We start from the raw sequence: 24,898 nt of genomic DNA, 5'->3' as shown, positions 1-24,898 counted from the left end.
CTGAACGACGTTTATATTATTGATGCCGTGCGCACGCCTTTCGGACGCTACGGCGGCGGCCTTGCTGCGGTGCGCACCGATGATTTGGGTGCCGTGCCGATTAAAGCGTTGATGCAGCGCCATCCCCAAGTAGATTGGGCAAAAGCCGACGACTTGATTTACGGCTGTGCCAACCAGGCGGGCGAAGACAACCGCAACGTGGCCAGAATGTCTGCTTTGCTGGCGGGCATGCCGCCTTCCGTGCCGGCAACCACCATCAACCGCTTGTGCGGTTCGTCTTTGGATGCGGTGCTTACGGCAGGCCGTGCGATTCAAACCGGCGATGCCGATTTATTGATTGCGGGCGGCGTGGAAAATATGTCGCGCTCGCCTTATGTGATGGGTAAATCGGAGCAGGCTTTCGGCAGAAATCAAAAAATCGAAGATACCACGATGGGTTGGCGTTTTGTCAATCCGGCTATGAAGGCGCAATACGGCGTGGATACCATGCCGCAAACCGCTGAGAATGTGGCGGAGCAATTCGGTATCAGCAGGGAAGACCAAGACCGTTTTGCCCTTGCCAGCCAGAAGAAGGCGGCGGCGGCACAGCAGCGCGGTTTTTTCGAGCGCGAAATCGTGCCCGTGGAAATCCCGCAGCGCAAAGGCGGCAGCATTGTGGTAAATCAAGACGAGCATCCTCGCCCGGATACCGATGCGGAAGGTTTGGCAAAACTCAAGCCGGTGGTGTTTGAAGGCGGCACGGTAACGGCAGGCAATGCTTCGGGCATCAACGACGGTTCGTCTGCCGTTTTGCTGGCTTCTGCCAAAGCGGTGGAAGCCTACGGACTGAAGCCGCGCGGTCGTTTGATTGCCGGTGTAACGGTGGGCATCGAGCCGAGGATTATGGGTTTCGCCCCCGCACCGGCAATTAAAAAACTGCTGGCCAAAACAGGCGTGGCTTTGGCCGATATTGATGTGATCGAATTGAACGAAGCGTTTGCCGCCCAAGCTTTGGCATGTACCCGCGATTTGGGTTTGGCCGACGATGATCCGCGCGTCAACCCTAACGGCGGTGCCATAGCCATCGGCCATCCTTTGGGTGCTTCGGGCACGCGCTTGTTGGCAACTGCGCTTAACCAGCTGGAAGTTTCAGGCGGTCGTTATGCGGTGTGCTCGATGTGTATCGGTGTCGGGCAAGGCATTGCGGTGCTCATTGAGCGATGCGACTAGGGGCGACAAGCAGCCTTTGGCAATCAGTTGTTCGTCCCATTCGGGCAGTTTGCTGATATGTTCCGATAAAAAGTCGATGATGTGTCTGACTTTTTTGATGTTTTTGGAATTGGGCGGAAACACCGCCCGCAAGCTGTAAGCCGGAACGGGATAATCGGTCAACACCGATACCAGCCTGCCTTCGAGCAGGCTTTCTTTTGCCACGATGGTCGGCAGGCAGACGATACCGCCGCCGGTTAATGCAAAGTCGTGCAATAGGTGGATGGAAGAAGAATTGATGCGCGCCGAAATCGGCGTTTCCTGCAATTTGCCTTGGCTGAAAAATTTGATGCGGTTGCGTTCGGGATAACCCGAATAATAGCCCAGTTCAAAACGCGAAAGTTCGGCAGGGGTTTGGGGTTCGCCGAAGCGGGAAATGAAATCGGGCGAGGCGCAAAATACACGGTTAACATGGAAAATTTTCCGATCGATCAGGCTTTCGCCTTTGGGCGGAAAAATCTGAAAGGCCACATCGAAGCCGCACGATACCGGATCGACCACTCTATCGCTCACCACCAAATCCAGCTCGATATCGGTATAAGCTTGAGTGAAAAGAGAAAGCTTTTTGCTGAAATAACCCAAACCGAAACCGGGCACCAGATGGATACGCAGTTTGCCTTTCAAATCGTTTTTGGCCATTGCCATGGCATCAACCAAAGTATCGAAGCGGTTTAACAGATCAACGCATTCGTCGTAATACTTTTCGCCGATGTCAGACAGGCGCACGGAGCGGGTGTTGCGGTGGAATAGCGGCGCGTCGACAAATTTTTCCAGCTGCTGGATGCGCGTGCTGATAACCGAACGCGCTACGCCCAGCTGTTCGGCCGCCTGAATGAAACTCCCGCTTTGTGCTACGCGCACAAAGGCCTCCATACATTGTAGTTTGTCCATGTGTTCCTCCTCTTAAAACCGGTGCGTTGAAATGATTATATAGACCCGCATCGATAAATTAACGGTTTGGCAGGTTTTTGCCAAACCGTTTTTTTCAGACGGCACGAAAACCGACTGATATAGCAAATAAAGCGGGTTAGGCCAACTGCCGGCCTTGCGGCAAGCGTTTTTGTTTTTCTTCTTGTTCGTCCGCCGCATCGTAGGCTTCGACGATTTTTTGTACAAGCGGATGGCGCACAACATCTTCGCTGGTAAAGGTGTGGAAATACAAACCGTCGATGCCGCTGAGTTTTTCTTTGGCATCTTTCAAGCCCGATTTGATATTACGGGGCAGGTCTATTTGGCTCAAGTCGCCGGTAATCACGGCTTTGGCACCGAAACCGATGCGGGTAAGAAACATCTTCATCTGTTCGGGCGTGGTGTTTTGCGCTTCGTCGAGAATCACATACGCGCCATTCAGTGTGCGGCCGCGCATGTAGGCCAGTGGAGCGATTTCGATTAAGCCTTTTTCCAAGAGCTTGGTAACGCGGTCGAAGCCCATTAAATCATAGAGCGCATCGTAAAGCGGGCGCAGGTAGGGGTCGACTTTTTGGGCGAGGTCGCCGGGCAGGAAGCCGAGTTTTTCGCCCGCTTCAACGGCGGGGCGCACCAAAACGATGCGTTCGATTTGGTGCTTTTCCATCGCATCTACGGCGGCGGCTACGGCCAGATAGGTTTTACCCGTACCGGCAGGCCCAAGCCCGAAAACAACATCGTGGTTGAGCAGCGCACGGATATAGCCGTTTTGGCGCGGTGTACGCCCGCCGATGCTGCCGCGCTTGGTGCGCAGATAATATTGCTGGTCGTGGTGTTTTTCTTCGTGCTGCGCATCTGCGGTTTTGGCTTCGACGGCGGCAAGCTGGATGTCGCTGTCTTCCAAATCGCGGCTTTCGGCGATGTCGGCCAAAGCAAGCAGGGCACGGCGGCCTGCGTGGGCAAGTTCGCCTAAAAAGGTGAAGCTGGAAAAACGGCGGCTGATTTGGATATCAAGGGCTTTGCCTAAGGTGTCGAGATGACTGTCGAGCGCGCCGCACAGGCGTTGCAGCACGGTGTTGTCGATGTCGTCGAACTGTAAATGCACGGTATGGGTCATCTGTTTTGTATTCTTCCTGAATAAAATGAATCGGATAGTGGGTTTATAAGGTTTTAAGTGCTGAAAATCAAGGCCGCCTGCACAAGATTTACCGTTTTTCAGACGGCATTTTTAATGATATGGCGGTTTCCTATTTTCTCAAAACTATTTATACTAATCTAAATCATTCTCAAATATATTTTTATTTTGTTGAATTATTCGCATTGTTAAATAGTCACAGCATGATGCGTGCCGGAACCGGCCTGTGTGCCGGCCTCGTTTGATTCGGATAAACGGGGCGATTTTGGTGCGTTTTGATGCTTTGCAAACCCATTTAATCAGGAAAAGAGATGAAACTGAATCCCACCGTATATGCCGTTGCTTTGGCTTTTGCCGCGCCGGCCGTTTATGCCGATACGCCGTATGTTCATAAGGCAAAACTGGAAACCGTTACCGTAACCGCCGACCGCCACGCGCAGGCTTTGGATAAGGCAGCGCCGAATGTGGCGGTGGTTTCGCGTAAAGAGCTGGATAGTGCGGCGGCGGCCAATTTGGATGATGTGGTGCTGTACGAGCTGGGCGTGGACGTGCCGACCGACAACAGCCGCCGCGGTAATGCGGGGGTGAATATCCGCGGTATCGGCGGCAACCGCATTTTGATGATGGTGGACGGTATCCGCGTTCCCGAAGCCTATGCGGGCGGCGGCAGCAATGCGGCGGTGTCCGGCCGCGATTTGGTGGAAGCCGATACTTTGAAGCAGGTGGATATCGTGAAAGGCCCGTATTCCGCGCTGTACGGCAGCGATGCTTTGGGCGGCGTGGTCAATTTTTCCACTTATTCGCCCGCTGATTTTGTCGATGCCGAAAAACCGTTCCATTTCGGCCTGAAACACGGCTACCGCAGCCGCGACCGCAGCCACGGCGTAACGGCAACGGCGGCGGGCTATACGGAAAATGCGCAAGGTTTGCTGATGCTCACGCACCGCCAAGGCCATGAAAGTAAAAACCGCGGCGGCGTGGATACGCGCAACGGCCGCCGCACTAAGCCGAACCCGCAGGATTTCCGCAGCTACAACATTCTGGCCAAAGGCGATGCGGGCAATGAAAACCACCGTGTGGAAGCCTTGTTCGAGCATTTTTACCGCAAAAAAGAGACTGATTTGCTCAATACTTTGGGCACGGGTGCGCCGCGCGGCCCAAGCATAACCACAACGCATTCCAATATTTCAAACGACCGTGCCCGCCGCCAGCGTATCGAGTTGGGCTACCGCTACCGCGGCGATTCGGCCTTGAAAGAAGCCAATGTCCACGTTTATCGGCAGAAGCTGAAATCGGAAGACGATGCGGTTACTGATGAAACCGCCCGCATGGCTGGGCGCATCACTGAAGACGGTATCCGCTATTCCGATTACGGTTTCAACCAAACCACCCAAGGCATCAATACCCGCGGCGTGTTTGAAGCCGATACAGGCCGTCTGAAACACACCATTGTGGCGGGTGCGGAATTCAAGCAAACCGACACCGAACGCCCGCGCGAAAGCACCACGGTGGGGCGCGACGGCCGCATCAGCCATATGTATGCCGGTGCGCTGTATCCCAATAAAACCTTCCCCGATTCGCGCCGCCGCACACTTAGCCTTTACGCGCAAGACAGCTTGGCGTTTCCCAACGGCATCGTGTTGACACCGGCCTTGCGTTTCGAGCATGAAAAGCTCAAACCGCAAATCGACCAAGCCTATCTGAACAGCCAGCCCGACAGCCTGCCGAAAGATTTCAGCGACAGCTCGTTCACGCCCAGCTTGCGTTTGAGCGTGCCGTTCGGTGAGGCGTTTACCGGCTTTGCCACTTATTCACGCGGCTTCCGTACGCCGCCGTTCGATACCGCTACGATGTCGTTCAACAACAGCCAGCACGGCTATAAAGTGATTCCAAACAACAACTTGAAATCGGAACATTCCGACAGCTTCGAGCTGGGTTTGAAATATAAAGACGAACGCACCAAAGCGCAGATCACCACGTTCTACAACCGTTACCGCGATTTCATCAACCGCACGCAGGTTAGGGTTGAACAGGGCGCAGGCGGCCGTCCGATCCGGGTGTTTAAATACGACAATCTGGATAAAGTGAAAACCTACGGCATCGAAGCCGCTGCCGCCGTGAAACTTGACGACAACTGGCAGGTCGGCACCAGCATCGCTTGGATGCGCGGCAAAGACGGCGAAGGCAAACCGCTGGACACCGCCTATCCGCTCAACGGCGTGCTGAGTGTGGACTACGCACAAGAAAAATGGGGCGCAGGCACCAAATTGCGTTGGGCAACGGCACAGAAACGCACCAGCAACCCCGCCTTTTTCAAAACACCCGGCTATGGCGTGTGGGATGCGGGCGTGTGGTACAAACCGCTTAAAAACCTTTCGCTCGGCTTAAACGTGTACAACCTCGCCAATAAGAAATACTGGCAGCATGCCGATGTAGCGGGTGCGGAAGACCTCGGCACGATGGATACCTACACCCAGCCCGGCCGCAATGTTGCCGCTTCGTTGCAGTTGAAGTTTTAAGCACAATTTCAGACGGCCTCGGCTTGGGTTTCAGAAAGGCCGTCTGAAAAATACGGCCTTAGTGTTTAAGGAATAAGCATGGAACCCACTTTAGAACAAACCGCCGCCCAGCTCCGATGCCCGCATGGCGAGACGGGCAGGGCGTTCGGCCAAGTGATGAATTTGCGTAATCTGCCGCTGATTGTGAACGCATTTTCCGCCTTGGGCTTGAACGACGGCGACCGTGTGCTTGAATTGGGTTACGGCAACGGCGGCTTGCTCGGTTATGTGTTGTCGCTGGCGGCGCGGTTACACTATACGGGCGTGGAAACTTCGGCTTTAATGCACGAAGAAGCGTTGGCATTCAACCAAGCCTTTATCAATGCGGGGCTTGCCGATTACCGTCTTTATGACGGCGTAAAGCTGCCGTTTGCCGACCTTGCGTTCGACAAAATCGTCAGCATCAATACGCTTTATTTTTGGGAACGCCCGGCAGAGTTGATGCGGGAAATCTGCCGCGTGCTCAAAACCGGCGGGCGTTTGTGCCTGAGTTTTTGCGAGAAAAACTTTATGCAGACGCTGCCGTTTTGCGCTTACGGGTTCACGCTGTACGAACCGCATGATGTCGCGGCGTTGGTACACGGCCTGCCTTTGCGCCTGTGCGGGCAGAACGTCAGACAGGATAAGGCCGTGGATAAAAGCGGTAATCTGACCGACCGCATTTATATCGAAATGCTGTTTGAAAAAACGGCATAATGTCATCTTTTTCAGACAGGCGTTTTGGCATCTTCTAAAGAGGCCGTCTGAAAAGCAGAAAGTCATAAAAGGAGCAGAATCGAATGAATCTTTGGGAGCAATACCAAGCCAACAAAGCCCAAAAACAGGGCATGTATTTCCCGCGCGAAGCCGCCGCCGATTTGGGCGTGAGCGAAGGTGCGCTGATGGCCGACGCGCCGGAAACGGTTTACCTCGGCGGCAAAAACCATGTGCGCGGTATCGTGCTGAAACTGCATACGCTGGGTTTGGTGCAGTGCATCGTGCGCAACAGCGTGTGCGTACACGAAAAGCAGGGTATTTATGAAAACGTGAGCATGTCGGAAACATCAGGCATTGCCGTGAATGTAGGCGGCATCGACCTGCGGATTTTTCCGGCGCGCTGGCATCATGTGCTGGCCGTTACCAACCGCGACGGCGAAAAAGTGTCCCGTTCGGTTCAGTTTTACGACGAATTCGGCGTATCCGTGCAGAAAGTGTTCATGCGCGAAGAAGGCAAAGAAGCCGAGTGGCAGGCATTGCTTGATACCTTCCGCACCGAAGGCAAGCCGGCATTCCAAACCGGCGAACTGCCGCCCGCAACCGCCACGCCCGCGCTGCCGTCTGAAAAAGAAGCCGCGTTTCAAGAACGTTGGAACGAGTTGAAAGACGTGCACCACTTCGGCGGCCTGTTGGAAACATTTGAAGTCGACCGTCAAACCGCCTACCGCCACGCCCCCGAAGGCGCAACCAAACTGCTGAACCACAGCGCATGGCAGGAAGTGCTCGAAGCCGCCCGCGACCGCGGCATCGACATCATGATTTTCGCCGGCAACCGCGGCCTCGTGCAGATTCAAACAGGCAAAGTGCACAACGTCGTGCGCGCCCGCGGCTACCTTAACGTGCTCGACGGCAAAGAAGAAGGCTTCAGCATGCACTTGAAAGACGACGAAATCGTAGAAACTTGGGTGGTGCGCCGCCCGATACGCGACGGCTTCGTTACCTGCGTGGAAGGTTTCGACAACCGCCGCAAAACCGTGCTTCAGATTTTCGGCAAGCGTAAAGAAGGCGAACCCGAACTCGAAGCATGGCGCGAGATTACCGATAAGCTGCTGGCAGGTTGATGCTTAGTAAGGTTTTCAGACAGGCATCGAGGCCGTCTGAAAACCCCCATATCCAAAAAGGAAAAACACATGAAAAAAACCATCTTCGCCGCCGCCATATTGTGCGCCGCCCTGCAAACCGCTTACGCCCAACGCATCGTGGTGATGTCGCCCGACGTGGCCGATATCGTTGTGGCGTTGGGTGCGACCAACGAAATCGTCGGCCGCGACCAAACCGTTCAAAACCCCGCCTTGAAAAGCAAGCCCAGCATCGGCATCCACCGCCAATTAACCGTAGAGCCGATTATCGCCGCCAAACCCGACGTGGCCATCGGTTCGTGGATGGTGCAGCCGGCCACCATTTTCGCCAACCTGAAAAAAGCCGGTGTCAATGCCGTGAACGTTGCCCCCGACGACAGCATCGCCGCCTACCCGCAAAGCATCCGCGCCGTGGGCAAACTGATTAACAAAACCGTCCAAGCCGACGCATTGGCAGGCAAATGGCAGGCCGAGATGAAACAGCAGCCGCAAAACGGCAAACTCTACCTGTTCAGCTACGACGGCCGCATCGTCGCCGGTAAAAACACCGCCGCCGACGAAATCATCAAACGCGCAGGCGGCATCAACGCGGCAGCCAACCTCGACGGCATGAAACCGCTCAACCGCGAAGCATGGATTGCCGCCAAGCCCGACGTGATCATCATCGCCGACCATCATGAAAAACTGATCGGCGGAGTCAAACAATTCGCCGCCCGCCCTGAAATCGCCGGCAGCAACGCCGCCAAAAACGGCAAGATTTATTTGTGGCAGGCCAACGATATGTTCCGCTACGGCTTGGATACGCCGCAGGTGGTGAAGAAGTTGAACGGGTTGGCGAAATAAGGCGGCCTGTTTTCAGACGGCCCAATCAGTAATCGATCAGTAATATAGTCATCAACTTAAAAAGAGTACATTCGTCATACTCGGGCTTGACCCGAGTATCTCCCAAATTGACTGAAACCCAAGATACTCGGGCCAAGCCCGAGTATAACGGTTTTGTTATGAATTTAAGCGGATGAACTATGAAGGCCGTCTGAAAAAGCGGATTGAAATTTTGAATGACATTTTTCACAAATAAAGCGGGCATCTCTGCCCGCTTTATGTCGTTGCTGCTTATAGCCAATCAGCACATTTATACTACCGCGCCGCTGCGCTTTAGCTCAAAACGAACGATTGTGTAAGCCCTTAAAGGGGCAACAGAATCGGTTTCGTAGTGCTTGCACCGTTTGTGGCTTGCTGTCTCGTATCAAAAATGTGTTGATTGACTATATAGAGCCTTCTTCTTCTCACTTCACATATTGTTTCAACAAACCGACTTTCCTCAATCATTGCCCGCGCAAAAACAGCGCGTCCAATTCTTTCAAAGTGAGCTTCACCCAAGTGGGCCGGCCGTGGTTGCATTGGTTGCTGCGCGGGGTGTTTTCCATGTCGCGCAAAAGGGCGTTCATTTCCGGCAGGGTCAGCTGGCGGCCGGCGCGCACGGAGCCGTGGCAGGCCATGGTGGAAAGGATTTGGTTTTCACGCGCCTCGATGGTTTGCGAACTGCCGTTTTGGGCGATTTCGCGCAGCATGTCGCGGGCGAGCGAGGCCACGTCGCTTTTGCCGAGCATGGCGGGCACGGCGCGCACGGCGATGGTGTTGCCGCCCATGTCGGAAAGCTCCAAGCCGAATTCGCGCAAGGCTTCGGCGTGGTCGGCAAGGGCGGCGGTTTCTTCGTGGCTGGCGGCAAAGGTTACGGGAATCAGCAGGCGTTGGGTTTGCAGGCTGCCGAGGGTGTTGCGCTGGGTTTTCATTTTTTCGTAGTTGATGCGTTCGGCGGCGGCGTGCATATCGATAAGCAGCAGGCTGTCTTCGGCTTGGGCGAGGATATAGATGCCTAAAAGTTGCGCGATGGCAAAGCCTAAAGGCGGCAGTTCGGCTGCTTGGGGATCGTGCTTTTCAGCATCGGTGCTGCTTGGCTGTACTGCCGTTTCGGGCTTGATTTCAGACGGCCTTTGGCTGCCGAAACGGGCTTGCTCGAACTGGCTAAGTTCGATGTCTTCATCCGATTCGGTTTTGCGGTACAGCTCAGCGTAAGTATTTAAGGCGGCACGGCTTTCGCGCAGGGATAAGGTGCGCTGTTGCGGTACGCGGGCGGCGGAGTAGGGTGCGGGTGCGGATTTGTCTCCAAAGCCGCCGAAATGTTGTTGCTGCGGCTGCGTAGTCAGCTTGAGGCCGTCTGAAAGGCTTTCCGGTACGCTTGGGTTTTCAGACGGCCTCGTTACGCCCAGCATGTCGTGCAATACGCTGCCGGCGTTGCTCACGCTTTCGGTTTGGTCGGCACGGGTGCCGGCCAAGGCTTTGTTGAGGGTATGGAACACCAGTTGGTGTACGGCTTGGCTGTCGCGGAAACGGATTTCGGTTTTGGTGGGATGCACGTTTACGTCCACCGCTTCGGGCGGCAGATCGAGAAACAGCACGAAAGCGGGCGTGAGGGCGTTGTGCAACACGTCGCGGTAGGCTTGTTTCACGGCATGCAGCATCACTTTGTCGCGCACGAAACGGCGGTTGACGAAGCAGTATTGTTTGTCGGTTTTGCCTTTGGCAAAGGTGGGTTTGGCGATGAAGCCGTGAAGCCGCATGATGCCTTCGCCGCTGTCGATTTCCAAAGAGGCCGTCTGAAAATCGTCGCCCACGATGGCGGCAATGCGTTCTTTGAGGCTTTGTGCGGGCAGTTTAAAGATGCTTTTGCCGTCGCGTTTGAGTGAAAAGGCAATATGCGGATGCGCCAGCGCAAGGCGTTCGAGCATGGTGGCGCAGTGGGCGTATTCGGTGTTTTCGGATTTTAAAAACTTGCGCCGCGCGGGGGTGTTGAAAAACAGCTCGGCCACTTCCACGGTGGTGCCGACTGGGTGTGCCGCCGCGCCGCTTTCGCTGAGTTTGCCGTCTTCCGCTTTTACCTGATTGGCGTGCGCGCTGCTTTCGGTGCGGCTGGTAAGCGTGAGGCGGCTCACCGATGCGATGCTGGCCAAGCCTTCGCCGCGAAAGCCCATGCTGGCAACGTGTTCCAAATCGGTGAGCGATTTGATTTTGCTGGTGGCGTGGCGGTGCAGGGCGAGGGAAATGTCGTCGGCATGGATGCCGCTGCCGTTGTCGGTTACGCGGATCAGCCTGATGCCGCCGCCGGCAAGCTCCACATCAACCGCCGTCGCGCCTGCGTCGATGCTGTTTTCTACGATTTCTTTCAAGGCGTTGGCAGGGCGTTCCACCACTTCGCCGGCGGCGATTTGGTTGACGAGATGGTCGGGCAGGGCGGCGATGCGGTTCATGGAGCGGCTCTTTCTTTATGCATATCTTCAGACGGCATTATAGTCAATCAACACATTTTTTAATACAAGGCAACAAGCCGCAGGCAGTACAGAAGGCAAGGCAACGCCGCAGTAAAAGTTAAATTGTTCGCCATATATATAGCGGGTAGGCCGTCTGAACGTTTCGGGCTACGGCTTGCTTAATGATGTCTTCTCAATCATCTGCTTCCGAAAGGAAATTACGCAAATCAGCATGGTTCTATATAAGGCAGGTTGCCGTGGTTTTATCAATCGGCAATATTTTTGCCATTTTAAGGGTGCGCAAATATTTAATACATTGAATTTAATCAAATTATTTTTATTTGTGGGATATTTTTGTCAACAAAATAGGTGTAAGCTGTTTTTGAAACAATCTTACATATGTATAATATCCGGCTCGCTATATACTAATAAATACCTTGATTTCGGCTTTGCAAATATTTAGGGAGCAGTTTTGATGATGATGTTTTTGATTCAGTTTGCCATTGTTTTATTGTGCATTCTTGTGGGTGCGCGGGTGGGCGGCATCGGCTTGGGCGTGTTCGGCGGCATCGGTTTGGCGGTATTGTCGTTCGGTTTCGGCTTGCAGCCCACCAGCCCGCCGATTGACGTGATGTTGATGATTATGGCGGTGGTTTCTGCCGCTGCCGCCATGCAGGCTTCCGGCGGTTTGGATTATATGATTAACATCGCCACCCGTGTTCTGCATAAAAATCCGAAATACATTACTTTTATCGCCCCGGCTGTTACCTACACGTTTACCGTGATGGCGGGCACCGGCCATGTGGCGTATTCCGTATTACCCGTGATTGCCGAAGTGAGCCGACGCAACGGTATCCGCCCCGAACGCCCGCTTTCTATGGCGGTGATAGCCTCGCAATTTGCTATTGTGGCCAGCCCCATAGCCGCAGCCGTGGTGGCCTGCGTGGCTTATCTCGAACCCCAGCACATCACGTTGACAGTCGTTTTGAAAGTAACCATACCGGCAACCCTGCTGGGCATCGCGCTGGCATGCGTGTTTGTGAACAAAATGGGTAAGGAGCTTAAAGACGATCCGCATTATCAGAATTTGCTGAAAGACCCGGATTATGTGCGGATGAACGAGCAGCAAGCGGTGGCGGCAACTCGGCAAGTCGGTACAAAAGCTAAGATTTCACTGGGTATTTTCCTGTTTGCCGCGTTTCTAGTGGTATTTATGGGTGCTTTTCCTGAATTGCGCCCGATGTTCGACGGCAAGCCGATGGGAATGGCACACACCATTGAAATCGTGATGCTTTCTGCGGGCGCACTGATTATTTTGTTTTGCAAACCCGATAGTGATGAAATTACCCAAGGCTCGGTGTTCCATGCGGGAATGCGTGCCGTGATTGCGGTATTCGGTATCGCTTGGTTGGGCGATACGCTGATGCACGGGCATCTGGCCGAAGTGCAGGAAGCGGTATCGGGCTTGGTGCAAACGGCACCGTGGACTTTGGCATTTGCTTTGTTTGTTTTATCGATTTTAGTGAACAGTCAAGGGGCAACGGTTGCCACGCTGTTTCCCGTTGCCATTGCTTTGGGCGTGCCCGCACCGATTATTATCGGCACTTTTGTTGCGGTGAACGGTTATTTCTTTATTCCCAACTATGGCCCGATTATTGCGGCAATCGATTTTGATACGACCGGCAGCACACGCATCGGAAAGTTTATTTTTAACCACAGCTTTATGATACCGGGGCTGTTGAGCATGGCATTCAGTTTGGCCTTCGGCTTATTGTTTGCCGAGATGTTTTTGTAGGCGCAACGGGATTTAATAAAATAAAATGGAAAGGCCGTCTGAACACATAAAGATGCGTGTTCAGACGGCCTGAGATCTTTGCAAAACCCCCATCTGCGGCGCATTTCTGCGTTGTGCGCGGCTCGCTCGTTTGCCTATCTGTATGATATGTCTGCACTCGCTGTGCTGCTACGCCTTGAACTGCATCCGCATCTGAGGGTTTTGCAAAGGTCTCAGCCTTTGTTTTATAAAGCTGCTTTCCCCGTTATTTGCTTTCCGGAGCTTCTTCAAAACCGACCACTTCCAAACCGAAACCTGCCAGGCCGTTCATGGAAGAGGGTTTGCCCATCACGCGCATTTTCTGCACTTTCAAACCGGCCAGAATCTGCGCACCGATGCCGTAGGTTTTTCTGTCCCACTTTTTCACTTGGAAGCTGTTTTTCGGCAACGTTCTGTCTAACAGTACCGCGCCGTCTTCGGTACGGTGTAGCAGAATAATCACGCCTGCGTCGGCTTTTTGGATATGTTCCAGCGCTTTGGGTAAAGGCCAAGAATGATTGGGATCGGCTTGGATAAAGTCCATTACGCTAAACGGCTCATGCACGCGCACTAAAGTTTCTTTTTCGGGCGACAATTCGCCTTTTACCAAAGCCAAATGCGTTTCGCCGGAAAGTTTATCAACATAAACATGCTGCTGAAATTCGCCCCACGGCGTGTTAACGGTGGTGTCGCCCATTTCTTCGAGCAGGCTTTCGGTACGGCTGCGGTATTCGATTAAATCGGCGATGGTGCCGATTTTGAGATCGTGTTCTTCGGCAAACTTCATCAGTTCGGGCATGCGCGCCATCGTGCCGTCGTCATTCAGAATTTCGCAAATCACACCGGCGGGAATCAGGCCGCTCATTTGTGCCAGATCGACTGCGGCTTCGGTGTGGCCTGCTCGTACCAATACGCCGCCTTTCTGGGAGCGCAAGGGGAAAATATGGCCGGGTTGCACGATGTCTTCGGGCTTAACGGTGGGCGATACAGCCGTCTGAATGGTTAAAGCACGGTCGGCGGCGGAAATGCCGGTGGAGATGCCGTTGGCGGCTTCGATGGATACGGTGAAGTTGGTGCCGTATTGCGCGCCGTTTTTCTGCGTCATTTGAGGCAGATTCAAGCGGTCGACCAATTCGTCGTTCATCGGCAGGCAAACCAAGCCGCGGGCGTGTTTGATCATAAAATTAATGGCTTGCGGCGTTACAAATTGCGCTGCCATAATTAAATCGCCTTCATTTTCGCGGTCTTCGGCGTCGGTAATGATAACCATCTTGCCGGCTTTGATGTCGGCAAGAATATCGGAAATAGGGGAGATATGGCTCATTTTGGGCTTGTTTTCCAGAGGTGTTTGAGAGTGTGTAAGGGTAGGGGATTCGGCAGGATTGCCATGAACGGTGTCCAGCCACATGTGCGGCATACCCACGGATTGCTCAATTTTTCGGGCCTTTTTTTCACCGAATGATTTGTTTTTCAACAGTGAAGATAATTCGCCCTGATTGATGGAGGCCGCTGCGGCAAACTGAACCTGCTGCCCGCCGTATTGCTCGATAATCCATTGGCGCAAATTATGGCGGCGCAAAGCGGCAATATCCATAACTAAAGCTTTCAGAAAGTAGGTTGGGCTGAAGTATATTACTAAATTTACCAAATGGCAATTTTATAAATATATTAAAATTTACCTTTTGGTAAATTTATAAGAGTTCAGGCCGTCTGAAAATATATTCAGCCCAACCAACGTCTGCCAAAAAAGAATACCGCCAAACCCAGCCCCACCATCAACAAGCCGAGCACATGCCAAATATGAAAAGGCCGTGCCGCCATACCGATAAGCCCGAAATGGTCGATAACGGCGGCGGTAAGCAGTTGCCCGACAATCACAAAAAACAGCATATTGGTAATGCCGAGTTTGGGCGCAAGAAAAATTGTGGTAAATACAAAGCCCGCTCCCAATAATCCGCCGAGATATTTCCACCACGGCTGCTGCGGCATCTGCTGCCATGCACCGCTTAAATCTGCTTTCCACACACATAAAGCCAGCAGCAGTATGGTGCCGACGGCAAAAGAAACCGTGGCCGCTACCAAAGGCTGAACCAGCAATCCTTTTGCAAGTTGGCTGTTGATGGCCGCTTGAACGGCCAATGCCGCACCGGCTGCCAGTGCCATGCAAATAAATATAACCATGAAAATCGCAATGCCGGTATTTTATGCAGAAAGAAACAGCTTGGCGTATCCGTCGGCCTGAAAACCGGCCGAATAGCGGTCTTGATGGCAAAGAATAGGGCGTTTGATCAGGCTGGGATTGGCGGCCATCAGCTCAACCGCCCCGTTAGTGCTTGCGGCGGCGGCCTGCTCTTCGCTGCTGAGTTTGCGCCAAGTGGTTCCGCGTTTGTTAAGCAGCGTTTCCAAAGGAATATCCTTCAGCCAACGCTCAATCAAAGCAGCATCGGGCGGGGTTTTCTTGAAGTCTACAAATTCATAACCGATATTGTTTTCTGCCAGCCAGGTGCGTGCTTTTTTAACCGTGTCGCAATTGGGAATGCCGTATAGAATGGTCATAGCGTTTATCCGTGTTTTCAGACGGCCTCTATTGTAAGGGCGCACGCAAGGTTTGTCATGAATGCCAAAAAAGGATATGCTGTTTTAACTGTAAAATTGAAATCCGCAAGGAGCCTGAAATGTATAAAACCGCTTTAACCGTTGCTTCCGCCTTATTGCTCGGTGCCTGCTCCGGCAGTACGCCCAGCAAATCGACTTTTGAAAAGGCCATCAACCATTACGTTTCTCAAAAAGGCGTATGCGTGCCTTTGGCTGTCAAAATCGAAAACAACGGAATCACCGGTCAAACTTTGCTGGGTGTCAGCCAAATTAAAATTCCCGAGCGAAATGTTAAAGGGGAAAAAATCAATGAAACGGCTATCGCGCAAATGCGTGTGCTGGATAACGAAGGTTTGTATAAAAAACAAACATCCGAAACCTTTGAATTTCCGGGCACAACAGCCAAAACCGGCGTTTATGTTTACGAGTTGACCGAAAAAGGCAAAAACAAAATCGAAGCGGGCGGGCTGGAGCCGCGTTTCTGCATCGGCAGTCAAAAAGTTGAAAAAATCAACTGGTACACGGAGCCAACCCCTTCAGACGGCCTCACTGTCAGCAAAGTATCGTATGAAGCACGTTTTGTAACGGAAAAATGGGCTGAAAAATTATTTAAAGAAGCCGGAAGCGACTGGAAACATCCCGAAACAACACGCACTAAAATGGCTACTTTAGTTAAAACCAACGACGGCTGGCGCGATATCCGCGAGCTCCGTTAACTTTTTCAGACGGCCTTAAAGCACATTATCATCAGGCCGTCTGAAAACTTGGAAACAAACACATTAATGAATTTTCTCACTCAATGGTTTCCGACCGAATGGATGTTTGCCGCTCATTTTATTTGGGCGGCTTTTCTGCTGTTTACCGCCCGCAGGGCATCGGTTACGGCTGCCGCACAACCTGCCGCAGTAGGTGTTACCACCGTTTGTTTGGCCGTTTTGTGGACATTGAATGCCGATTTGGGCAGCGGGCAATTGGCCGGCATGAGTTACCATCTTCTCGGCATGAATTTGGCGGCCTTAATGCTGGGCATACCAACCGCCTTATGGTTGGGATTTATTCTGCTGATTCCCTACACAATGCTGAACGGAACTGAAAATCTGAATGCCGTCAGCCTGAATGCCTTGTTTTTACTGTTGCCGGCTTTAAGCATAAATATGCTCATGCGCAAAGTTGCACAAAAACTGCCGCCAAACTTATTTGTGTATATTTTTCTCAACGGCTTTATTTCGGCTGCTTTGGGTATGCTGTTTACCGGATTTCTGATTGTGATACTGTTACAAACAGCCGGTGCATTTCCCGCTGAAATTTTATGGTCGTCGGCATTTCCCGTGTTTTTTCTGCTCTCTTGGGGAGAAGCATTTTTAAACGGCATTTTTACCGCCATCTTCGTGGCACTTCGCCCTCAATGGCTGGCAACTTTCGACGATTCGCGCTATTTGCACACGGAAAACAGCATTTGGAAATAATCCGCACCTCGTATTTGAAGCCGTCTGAAAAATGTTTGGTGAACGATATACGTTAAACGAAACAAACCTATTTAATCTGAAAGTCCAACACAAAACGGGCAGAATTATCTTGCCCTAAGATTTTTACCAACTCAGGCAAGGTCTGTTGCAACTGCTCGGCGAGCAAATAGGGGGGATTTGCCACAAACATGCCGCTGCCATGCATACCGAAGCCGTCTGAACGGGGCGCATGTACATGAAGCTCGGCGTTCAGATAATTATCGGAATAAATTTTCTTAAGCTGAACAGATAATTTTTTGCTCTCTTCACGGTTCAAACAAGGATACCAAATCAAATAGCAGCCTGATTCAAAACGCTTTTGGGCTTCTTTCAATACATTTGCCACACGGGTATAGTCTTGTTTTTCTTCATAAGGCGGGTCAATTAAAACAACTGCCCGGCGGGTCGGCGGAGGGAGCAGGGCAACCAGCCCTTGAAAACCGTCATCCTGTATGATTTGCCCACGTTTTCCCAGCCCGGCTTCCTGCAAATTATTATGCAAATGCTTAAAATCGGCCGGATGCAGTTCAAACAAACGCAGTTTATCGCTTTGCCGTGTCAAATCCTGTGCAATCCAGGGTGAACCGCAATAAAGATCTTCGCTCGGCAACATATTTTTCAGACGGCCTCTGAACGCCTGAAGCAAAGCCGGAAGTTTGTCGGCCCGATTCAATCGTTCGATACCTTGCTTGTATTCGCCAACTTTTTGAGATTCACCGCTGCGCAAATCATACATACCGGCACCGCTGTGGGTGTCGATGTACCAATAAGGTTTATCTTTACGGTTAAAATAATCCAAAACCAAATACAGCACAAAATGTTTAAGCATATCGGCATGATTGCCGGCATGAAACGCATGTCGGTAGCTCAGCATAAAAATAAAATCCGCTAAATGTTCATGAACAATCTGAGACCTTTGCAAAAACCCATTTGCGGCGCAACCCACTATGCTGTCTACGCCTTAAACTGCATCCGTATTTGGGGATTGTGCAAAGGTCTTGATCTTTTTATTTTAAGCCAATTACAGGGCTTAAAAAATAGCTGTGCAGGAATATCAGCTTCAAAAAAGTTTGGGAGAATTCTTTATTAAAACTTGTATTCTATTTCTATTTTAAAATGCGCATAATCATAATTATGTTAAATTATATACAGTAAATAATGTGAGATTTGTTCTTTACCGCTTAAACCGCTTAACTCTTACAAAGAACAAGTCCCACATTATCGACGGCATTCAAAACGGTATAACCATCAATATTTAATGCCTTTGTGTAATGCCACCACGCCGGCGGTCATATTATGATAATCCACGCTGTCGAAACCTGCGTCGAGCATCATGTGTTTCAATGTTTCTTGATCAGGATGCATGCGGATGGATTCTGCCAAGTATTGGTAGCTGTCTGCATCTTTGGCAATCACTTTACCCATGAGCGGCAGCAATTTGAAGGAATACAAGTCATAAGCCGGCTCTAGAGGTTTGAATACTTTTGAAAATTCCAAAACCAATAAAGTACCGCCGGGCTTCAATACACGGTACATTTCTTTAAGTGCGGCTTCTTTATGCGTCATATTGCGCAAACCGAATGCAACGGATACGAGATTGAAATAGTTATCCGGGAAAGGAAGTTTTTCCGCATCAGCCAAGGATACGGGAAGAATGATGCCTTCATTAAGCAGCCGGTCGCGCCCTACGGAAAGCATGGAGGAGTTGATGTCGGTAAGCCATACTTCGCCCTCCTTGCCTACTCGTTTGGCCCAACCGCGCGACAAATCTCCGGTACCGCCTGCGATATCCAATACTTTATCGCCTTTATTCAGGCGGGCGGTATTGATGGTAAAGTGCTTCCAAACACGATGCAGCCCGCCCGACATGACGTCATTCATGATGTCGTAGTTTTTTGCTACCGAGTGAAAAACTTCTGCTACTTTTCCGGCTTTTTCACTTTCATTTACGGTTTGGTAGCCGAAATGGGTTTTGTTGTCGCTCATGTTTTGGCTTTCTTTTCTGAATTTTAAATAAATTAGGTGGTTATTTTTACAGACGGCTAAACGTTTAAAGGCTTGCGGGAAGCGCCCTGCTCTTCGATTTTTTTCAAATAGTCGGCCCACATTGTATCGTATTCGTGTGCCAATTTATATAAATAATCCCAGTCGTACAAACCACTGTCGTGGCCGTCTGAAAAAGTGATTTTTAAAGCATAATGTCCGACAAATTCTAAATCGGTAATCGTTACTCCCGATTTGCCGGTTTGTAGAATTTCTTGGCCGGGTGCATGGCCTCTCACTTCTGCACTGGGTGAATATACGCGCAGATATTCGGCCGAAAGTGTTTTGGCTTCGTCGTTATATAAGAGGGTTAATGTGGTGCGGTCGTGTTGGAGGCGTATTTCTTGCGGGGCTTCGTGTTTCATTGAGACGGAGAAGTAATAAAATAGATTTTCGCTATTTTAACAGCAAATGTTTCAGACGGCCTTGAATAAATCCTGCCCTACCCTATATTATCTATTCGAGCGTTCTGCTTTTCCCTCTTTATATCAAAACGGAAAAACGATGAAAAAAATCATTATTCTGACGGTTGCTTCTGCTTTTGCCCTTACTGCTTGTAAAGATGACACTCAGGCAAAATTGGAGCAGCAGCAAAAGCAAATCGAGGCTTTACAGCAGCAATTGAGCCAACAAAATGCCCAACAAGACAATACGGTTTACGAGCTGACGGCCAGCGCGGTTAAAGACACCATTCCCGCAGAGTTTTTGGCCAACGGTAATAACGGCGAGCCTGTTACCGGCACAGACGGGCAACAGTATATTTATGATCAGGCAAGCGGCAGCTGGCTGTTGCAGAGCTTGGTCGGTGCTGCGGCCGGTGCGTTTATCGGTAACGCTCTGGCCAACAAGTTCCAAAAGGCGCGGGCAGACACTCCGGCCGTACGCCGTGCCCAAGCCAATTATTACCAATCGGCTCAAGCCCAACAGCGAACCAGCCAACAGTTAAATACGAAAACCGTTCCTGCCCAAAACCGGGCGGCTCAACCCAATTACCGCCAAACCAATAAAGCACAGCCGAACCATCGTGCACCGGCCCGCCGCAGCGGGGGGTTCCGTCGCCGCTAACTATTTAAGGCCGTCTGAAAACAAATTGAATGCTTTCAGACGGCCTGTGTTCAATACCCTATCCTTTCGATTGCCGCCGAGCAGTTGATAAATTTAAGAAATTGTTTAAAAACCATTTTTCTCAAGGAAATTCCATGAGTAAGCACCATAAACTCATCATTTTGGGTTCCGGCCCTGCCGGATACACCGCTGCCGTGTATGCTGCCCGCGCAAACCTGCAACCTGTGATTATTACCGGCATTGCCCAAGGCGGCCAATTGATGACAACCACCGAGGTAGACAACTGGCCTGCCGACCCCGACGGCGTGCAAGGCCCTGAATTGATGGCTCGTTTTCTTGCTCATGCCGAGCGTTTCGGCACAGAAATCGTTTTTGATCAAATCCACACCGTTGATTTGCAAAACCGCCCTTTTACGCTTACCGGCGACATGGGCGAATATACTTGCGACGCATTAATTGTTGCTACGGGCGCGTCGGCAAAATATTTGGGGCTGCCGTTTGAAGAAAAGTTTGCGGGTAAAGGTCTTTCGGCTTGCGCCACTTGCGACGGATTCTTTTATAAACAACAGGATGTTGCAGTAGTGGGTGGAGGCAACACTGCGGTTGAAGAAGCATTATATTTGGCCAATATCGCCAACACCGTTACCCTTATCCACCGCCGCGATACCTTCCGTGCCGAAAAAATTATGGTCGACAAGTTAATGCAGCGCGTGGCCGAGGGCAAAATCATCTTGAAACTGAACGCGGTTTTAGAAGATATTACCGGAGATGATAAAGGTGTGAACGGAGCGCAGTTGAAATACAATGACGGTAAAACCGAAAATATTGCCGTGCAAGGCGTATTTATCGCTATCGGCCATAAACCCAACACCGATATTTTCAAAGGCCAGCTCGATATGGATGAAACCGGTTATCTTATTACCAAGGGCGGCAGCGCCGATAATGTAGGTGCAACCAATATCGAGGGAGTATGGGCTGCGGGTGATGTAAAAGACCATACCTACCGTCAAGCCATTACCAGTGCGGCATCGGGCTGCCAAGCTGCATTGGATGCGGAACGCTGGCTGGACCGCCAACATTAACAAGCCGGCCGTCTGAACGTTTCAGACGGCCTAAATGATGATTAACCAGAAAGGAATAAACCATGATTAAACTGCATACCAACTTCGGTGTTATCGGCATTGAACTCGACCATGAAAAAGCGCCCGTTACGGCAGCAAATTTTGAACAATATGTGAAAGACGGTTTTTACGATGGTTTGATATTTCACCGTGTTATCAAAGGTTTTATGATTCAAGGTGGCGGCATGGATGAAAACATGAACGAAAAAGAAAACCGTGATCCGATTCAAAACGAAGCGCAAAACGGCCTGAAAAACGATAAATACACCATCGCTATGGCTCGCACGCAGGCACCCCACTCTGCTTCTTCACAGTTTTTCATCAACACCAAAGACAATACCTTTCTGAACCACACGGAGCCCAGCCTTCACGGTTGGGGTTATGCCGTATTCGGCAAGGTAGTTGAAGGTACAGATGTGGTTGATGCCATTGAAAATGTACAAACCAAACGTCATGGCTATCACGACGATGTGCCGGTAGATGCCGTGGTGATTACCAAAGCCGAAATCGTGTAATGGCCTAACAAAATAAGCAGATAAAAAAGAACGCCGTCTGAAAGTATTTTCAGACGGCGTTCTTTTCAAGTTTCGACTTATTAAAGTTAAAGCGCGATATGATTTACAAACCCGTTCATTTACAACTGTTTCAAACGGGCAATACGATTGTCTAAAGTAGGATGCGTACTCAACAATGAATCGCGCGCTTCACTGGCGATACCCATTGCCGCCATTTCTTTCGGCAAATCGCTTGTATTGCCTTTCAAACGCTGCAAGGCGGCAATCATTTTAGGCGCACCAACCAAGCGTGCCGCACCGGCATCGGCACGGTATTCGCGCTGGCGGCTGAACCACATCACGATAAAGCTGGCCAAGAAGCCGAATACTACCTGCAATACCATACTCACCAAGAAATAGGTGCCTTGAGAGGTTTCTCCGCTGTCGTTACGCGCTACCATGCCGGAAACCACGCGGGCTAAGAACACAACAAAGGTATTGACCACGCCTTGAATCAAAGTGAGCGTAACCATATCGCCGTTGCCGACGTGCGCCATTTCGTGCGCCAACACGGCTTCGACTTCGTCGCGGGTCATGCTGTCGAGCAAACCGGTGCTAACGGCAACCAATGAGTTGTTTTTACTCGCTCCCGTGGCAAAAGCGTTAGGCTCGGGAGAATGGTAAATGGCAACTTCAGGCATTTTCAGATTCCATTGCGCAGCTTGATTGGCAACGGTTTGGAGTAACCATGCCTCCGTTTCGTTGTGCGGCTGGGTAATCACTTCGGCACCAACCGAACGCTTGGCGATGGTTTTGGACATCAAAAGCGAAATGATGGAGCCTGTAAAACCGATAACTGCCGAATATATCAGCAAGCTGACCATATCATTGGGATTACTGCTCACGCCCAATATGCTCAATATGATGCTGATAACAACCAATACGGCAATATTGGTTAACAAAAATAAGAAGATACGTTTCACAGAGTTTCCTTTGGATATGTGGTTGTGTGTTGTTGTTTTCGGCCTAGGGTACTTCATCATTCGGTTTAAAAACAGTATTTCCACCGGCAATACCGTTTTCATCCTAAATGAAGAGATAACTTAGTGTTCCCAAGAACGGAGATATTTTCGCAAAAAGCCCAACCCGCGCAAAGGTGCTGCATAGAAAAGGTATGCAAATTTATGAATATCGGGCGCACACATTAATTTACTTAAGTATTAGTGATTACTGTTACTATATCAATAGAAAAATACACATATATTGAAACAGATATGGAAAGTAAGCTTGCAAAAATCAACCCTTGCCAAAAATTCGGCCATCTTTTTTTATTTTTCAGCGTGTTTTTTTATCGGATTTAGAATATGACTAAAGGTTAAATGAAATACAGGCCTAGCCTTTGGCGGTTACTCACATGAGTTGTGGATAAGTTTGTGGAAAGTTTGTGAGAATTTGATTGTTTTCCCGTAAAATCAGGGTTTGCACAGTGTTGCACAAAAAATAAGCCGAATAATAATATTTATAAAAATCATAAATTTATATTAAACATATGCTTGTCAAGCATCTTGTGCGCAGCGGTCTTTTATCAAGATGCGGAAAGTGTGGATAAACCGTTTACTGCTTGACAGAATCGATGGAAATAATAACCTTCTTTCAGTCAATGGCTTAAACTGTTCAGCACAGGAACATTATTGTTTTCGAATTCCAACACGGCCTGCCTGCAACACGTTAAAATACGCCACCCGTTTTTGAGAAGCCGCACATTCGCCCAAAGGATAATTCATGTATCAAACCCGCCTTCCCTTTTTCAGCGTTATCCGCGTTAGCGGAGACGACCGCGCCGGATTTTTGCACACCCAGCTTTCTAACGACATTAATCATTTGGCTGTGGGTGAAGCTTGTTATGCTACCTACAACACGCCCAAAGGACGGGTAATTGCCAATATGTTGGTTTTAAACCGCGGCGATGATGTGCTGTTGGCGGTGGCTGCCGATTTGGCGGAAAGCCTGATGAAAAGGCTTCGCATGTTTGTGCTTCGCGCCAAAGTGGTTTTCGAACCCCTTCCCGATTACGCCGTTGCTTGCGGGCTGCCTGAAAATATCGAACCGGCAAATGCCGACACACCCGCTTTGTCTTTTGCCGCTCAGCAGGAAAGCAACGGGGTGTGGCGTGTTGACCTTCCCCATGGAGGCCGTCTGAAAATCGGGTTGTCTTCCGACTTGCCCGACTATGATGCGGCTGTTGAAAATACTTGGAAGGCACATGAAATTGCCAGCGGTTATCCGTGGATTTCAGCCGCCACAAGCGAAAGCAGCGTTGCGCAAATGCTCAACCAACATGTTATCGGTGGCGTTCATTTCAAAAAAGGCTGTTATCCCGGCCAAGAAATCATCGCACGCGCCCAATATCGCGGACAGGTTAAACGCGGCTTGGCGGTACTCGAAGGCCCGTCGCCCGAAGCTGAAGGAATAGCGGTAAAAAGCGGAGACGAAGAGGCCGGCATCATTATCAACAGCGCACTGACGGCAGCAGGCAGCATCAATCTTGCCGTTATTAAATTTTCTGCGGCAGAAGGCGAATTAACCGATGCCGACGGCAATGCCTTAAAACAAACCAAACTGTTTTTTAACACCGAAAAAGAATAACCATGATGTTCAGACGGCCTCGCCTTTGGCCGCGATATCCGTTTGCACAATTACATTTTGGATAAAACACAAGCCGGCAACACTACACCATGTTTAGAATGAGAATCCGCACCGACAGTGCGAAATTTACCCGCATCATGCTCAATTTTTGGCCGCCTTTGTTTTTCAGCGGCATCCGCATACTCAAGCTTTCCGATGATTTCCGTTACATGAAGGCAACGCTGAAAGATTGGGCAAGCACGCGCAACGTACACGGCGCGCAATTCGGCGGCAGCCTGTTTGCGCTGACCGATGCCTCTTATTCGGCCATGCTCAACGGCATGATCGGAAAACGTTATTATGTGTGGGATAAAGCTGCCCATATCGACTTTATCAAACCCGGGCGCGGCGCGGTGTTTATCGAATGCCATATTACCGATGAAATGCTGCATGACATTTATGAGCACACCAAAAGCGGGGAAAAGTATCTGCCGGAAATTCCGGTTCGCGTATTCGATAAAAACGGTGAAACGGTTGCGGTTGCCACGCGTACGCTGTACATCAGGCTCAAGCCGACCTTCAGACCGAAAACCAAAGAAGCTTAAGATTAATTTCAGCCAAAACAGATGCCGTCTGAAAATTTTCAG

The 24,898-nt window shown here is 50.6% G+C and carries 23 protein-coding genes and 1 pseudogene; 14 read left to right on the top strand and 10 right to left on the bottom strand.

The features are described 5' to 3' along the window. Entirely contained in the window at positions 1–1,209 is a 1,209-nt protein-coding gene (gene pcaF, locus AKG43_RS06470; protein WP_197273129.1) for a 3-oxoadipyl-CoA thiolase, read from the top strand. Here pcaF and AKG43_RS06465 read toward each other — a convergent pair. Then, positions 1,129–2,139 (bottom strand): LysR family transcriptional regulator, encoded by a 1,011-nt coding sequence (locus AKG43_RS06465; RefSeq protein ID WP_082403003.1) that lies wholly within the window; start codon positions 2,137–2,139, stop codon positions 1,129–1,131. The genes pcaF and AKG43_RS06465 overlap by 81 nt on opposite strands. Before the next feature lie 136 nt (positions 2,140–2,275). Continuing rightward, positions 2,276–3,271 (bottom strand): PhoH family protein, encoded by a 996-nt coding sequence (locus tag AKG43_RS06460; RefSeq protein WP_054599747.1) that lies wholly within the window; start codon positions 3,269–3,271, stop codon positions 2,276–2,278. Between the two features lie 329 nt (positions 3,272–3,600). Here AKG43_RS06460 and AKG43_RS06455 point away from each other — a divergent pair, with 329 nt between their 5' ends. The 4 genes from AKG43_RS06455 to AKG43_RS06440 all read left to right on the top strand — a co-directional run bounded on the left by AKG43_RS06455 (position 3,601) and on the right by AKG43_RS06440 (position 8,525). Beyond that, positions 3,601–5,808: a TonB-dependent hemoglobin/transferrin/lactoferrin family receptor gene (locus AKG43_RS06455; protein WP_054599746.1), complete on the top strand. Its 2,208-nt coding sequence runs from the start codon at positions 3,601–3,603 to the stop codon at positions 5,806–5,808. Between the two features lie 78 nt (positions 5,809–5,886). After that, positions 5,887–6,543 carry a class I SAM-dependent methyltransferase gene (locus tag AKG43_RS06450; protein WP_054599745.1) on the top strand — a complete coding sequence of 219 codons (657 nt, stop codon included), beginning with the start codon at positions 5,887–5,889 and terminating at the stop codon, positions 6,541–6,543. A gap of 83 nt (positions 6,544–6,626) precedes the next feature. Then, positions 6,627–7,664, top strand: a complete 1,038-nt coding sequence (locus AKG43_RS06445; RefSeq protein ID WP_054599744.1) for a hemin-degrading factor — start codon at positions 6,627–6,629, stop codon at positions 7,662–7,664. 69 nt (positions 7,665–7,733) lie between these two features. After that, positions 7,734–8,525 carry a hemin ABC transporter substrate-binding protein gene (locus tag AKG43_RS06440; protein WP_054599743.1) on the top strand — a complete coding sequence of 264 codons (792 nt, stop codon included), beginning with the start codon at positions 7,734–7,736 and terminating at the stop codon, positions 8,523–8,525. A 482-nt stretch (positions 8,526–9,007) separates the two neighbouring features. Here the strand turns inward: AKG43_RS06440 and mutL are convergent, their stop codons facing one another. Further along, positions 9,008–10,990 carry a DNA mismatch repair endonuclease MutL gene (gene mutL, locus AKG43_RS06430; protein ID WP_054599741.1) on the bottom strand — a complete coding sequence of 661 codons (1,983 nt, stop codon included), beginning with the start codon at positions 10,988–10,990 and terminating at the stop codon, positions 9,008–9,010. Positions 10,991–11,471: 481 nt separating this feature from the next. On the opposite strand from mutL, the gene AKG43_RS06425 reads away from it, so the two are divergent. Then, positions 11,472–12,785, top strand: coding sequence for an anaerobic C4-dicarboxylate transporter (locus tag AKG43_RS06425; protein ID WP_054599761.1), 1,314 nt, complete (start codon positions 11,472–11,474; stop codon positions 12,783–12,785). 78 nt (positions 12,786–12,863) lie between these two features. After that, positions 12,864–13,004: pseudogene (locus tag AKG43_RS13275) on the top strand (lipoprotein signal peptidase); the annotation flags it as partial. Positions 13,005–13,029: 25 nt separating this feature from the next. Here the strand turns inward: AKG43_RS13275 and ribBA are convergent. From ribBA to AKG43_RS06410, 3 genes are all read right to left on the bottom strand, one after another. Then, the gene (ribBA, locus tag AKG43_RS06420) at positions 13,030–14,397 is read right to left on the bottom strand and encodes a bifunctional 3,4-dihydroxy-2-butanone-4-phosphate synthase/GTP cyclohydrolase II (protein WP_054599740.1); all 1,368 of its coding nucleotides are present in this window, start codon (positions 14,395–14,397) and stop codon (positions 13,030–13,032) included. Positions 14,398–14,525: 128 nt separating this feature from the next. Beyond that, positions 14,526–14,984 (bottom strand): DMT family transporter, encoded by a 459-nt coding sequence (locus AKG43_RS06415; protein WP_054599739.1) that lies wholly within the window; start codon positions 14,982–14,984, stop codon positions 14,526–14,528. Between the two features lie 21 nt (positions 14,985–15,005). Continuing rightward, the gene (locus tag AKG43_RS06410; protein WP_054599738.1) at positions 15,006–15,359 is read right to left on the bottom strand and encodes an arsenate reductase; all 354 of its coding nucleotides are present in this window, start codon (positions 15,357–15,359) and stop codon (positions 15,006–15,008) included. 119 nt (positions 15,360–15,478) lie between these two features. On the opposite strand from AKG43_RS06410, the gene AKG43_RS06405 reads away from it, so the two are divergent. Both AKG43_RS06405 and AKG43_RS06400 read left to right on the top strand, forming a co-directional pair. Next, positions 15,479–16,114 (top strand): hypothetical protein, encoded by a 636-nt coding sequence (locus tag AKG43_RS06405; RefSeq protein ID WP_054599737.1) that lies wholly within the window; start codon positions 15,479–15,481, stop codon positions 16,112–16,114. 66 nt (positions 16,115–16,180) lie between these two features. Beyond that, positions 16,181–16,864: an energy-coupling factor ABC transporter permease gene (locus AKG43_RS06400; protein WP_082403002.1), complete on the top strand. Its 684-nt coding sequence runs from the start codon at positions 16,181–16,183 to the stop codon at positions 16,862–16,864. Between the two features lie 67 nt (positions 16,865–16,931). On the opposite strand, the gene AKG43_RS06395 is transcribed toward AKG43_RS06400, so the two are convergent. The 3 genes from AKG43_RS06395 to AKG43_RS06385 all read right to left on the bottom strand — a co-directional run bounded on the left by AKG43_RS06395 (position 16,932) and on the right by AKG43_RS06385 (position 19,311). Further along, positions 16,932–17,777 (bottom strand): 23S rRNA (adenine(2030)-N(6))-methyltransferase RlmJ, encoded by an 846-nt coding sequence (locus AKG43_RS06395; RefSeq protein ID WP_054599736.1) that lies wholly within the window; start codon positions 17,775–17,777, stop codon positions 16,932–16,934. Between the two features lie 374 nt (positions 17,778–18,151). Then, positions 18,152–18,889 carry a bifunctional demethylmenaquinone methyltransferase/2-methoxy-6-polyprenyl-1,4-benzoquinol methylase UbiE gene (gene ubiE, locus AKG43_RS06390; protein ID WP_054599735.1) on the bottom strand — a complete coding sequence of 246 codons (738 nt, stop codon included), beginning with the start codon at positions 18,887–18,889 and terminating at the stop codon, positions 18,152–18,154. Between the two features lie 56 nt (positions 18,890–18,945). Then, positions 18,946–19,311, bottom strand: coding sequence for a gamma-butyrobetaine hydroxylase-like domain-containing protein (locus tag AKG43_RS06385; RefSeq protein WP_054599734.1), 366 nt, complete (start codon positions 19,309–19,311; stop codon positions 18,946–18,948). Between the two features lie 139 nt (positions 19,312–19,450). Here AKG43_RS06385 and AKG43_RS06380 point away from each other — a divergent pair, with 139 nt between their 5' ends. The 3 genes from AKG43_RS06380 to AKG43_RS06370 all read left to right on the top strand — a co-directional run bounded on the left by AKG43_RS06380 (position 19,451) and on the right by AKG43_RS06370 (position 21,647). Further along, positions 19,451–20,011, top strand: coding sequence for a hypothetical protein (locus AKG43_RS06380; protein WP_054599733.1), 561 nt, complete (start codon positions 19,451–19,453; stop codon positions 20,009–20,011). A gap of 134 nt (positions 20,012–20,145) precedes the next feature. Next, positions 20,146–21,093, top strand: a complete 948-nt coding sequence (gene trxB, locus AKG43_RS06375; RefSeq protein WP_054599732.1) for a thioredoxin-disulfide reductase — start codon at positions 20,146–20,148, stop codon at positions 21,091–21,093. Between the two features lie 62 nt (positions 21,094–21,155). Continuing rightward, the gene (locus AKG43_RS06370) at positions 21,156–21,647 is read left to right on the top strand and encodes a peptidylprolyl isomerase (protein ID WP_054599731.1); all 492 of its coding nucleotides are present in this window, start codon (positions 21,156–21,158) and stop codon (positions 21,645–21,647) included. Between the two features lie 119 nt (positions 21,648–21,766). On the opposite strand, the gene htpX is transcribed toward AKG43_RS06370, so the two are convergent. Beyond that, positions 21,767–22,609 (bottom strand): protease HtpX, encoded by an 843-nt coding sequence (gene htpX / locus AKG43_RS06365; RefSeq protein ID WP_054599730.1) that lies wholly within the window; start codon positions 22,607–22,609, stop codon positions 21,767–21,769. A 799-nt stretch (positions 22,610–23,408) separates the two neighbouring features. Here htpX and AKG43_RS06360 point away from each other — a divergent pair. Together AKG43_RS06360 and AKG43_RS06355 are read left to right on the top strand one after the other, a co-directional pair. Continuing rightward, entirely contained in the window at positions 23,409–24,272 is an 864-nt protein-coding gene (locus AKG43_RS06360) for a folate-binding protein YgfZ (protein ID WP_054599729.1), read from the top strand. Between the two features lie 89 nt (positions 24,273–24,361). Then, a complete protein-coding gene (locus AKG43_RS06355; RefSeq protein ID WP_054599728.1) occupies positions 24,362–24,856 on the top strand; it encodes a DUF4442 domain-containing protein in 495 nt (164 codons plus the stop codon). Positions 24,857–24,898: the final 42 nt, after the last annotated feature.

The organism is Neisseria sp. 74A18 (assembly GCF_001308005.1).
Taxonomy (GTDB): Bacteria; Pseudomonadota; Gammaproteobacteria; order Burkholderiales; family Neisseriaceae; genus Neisseria; species Neisseria dumasiana.
This window is presented reverse-complemented; position numbering and strand designations above follow the sequence as displayed.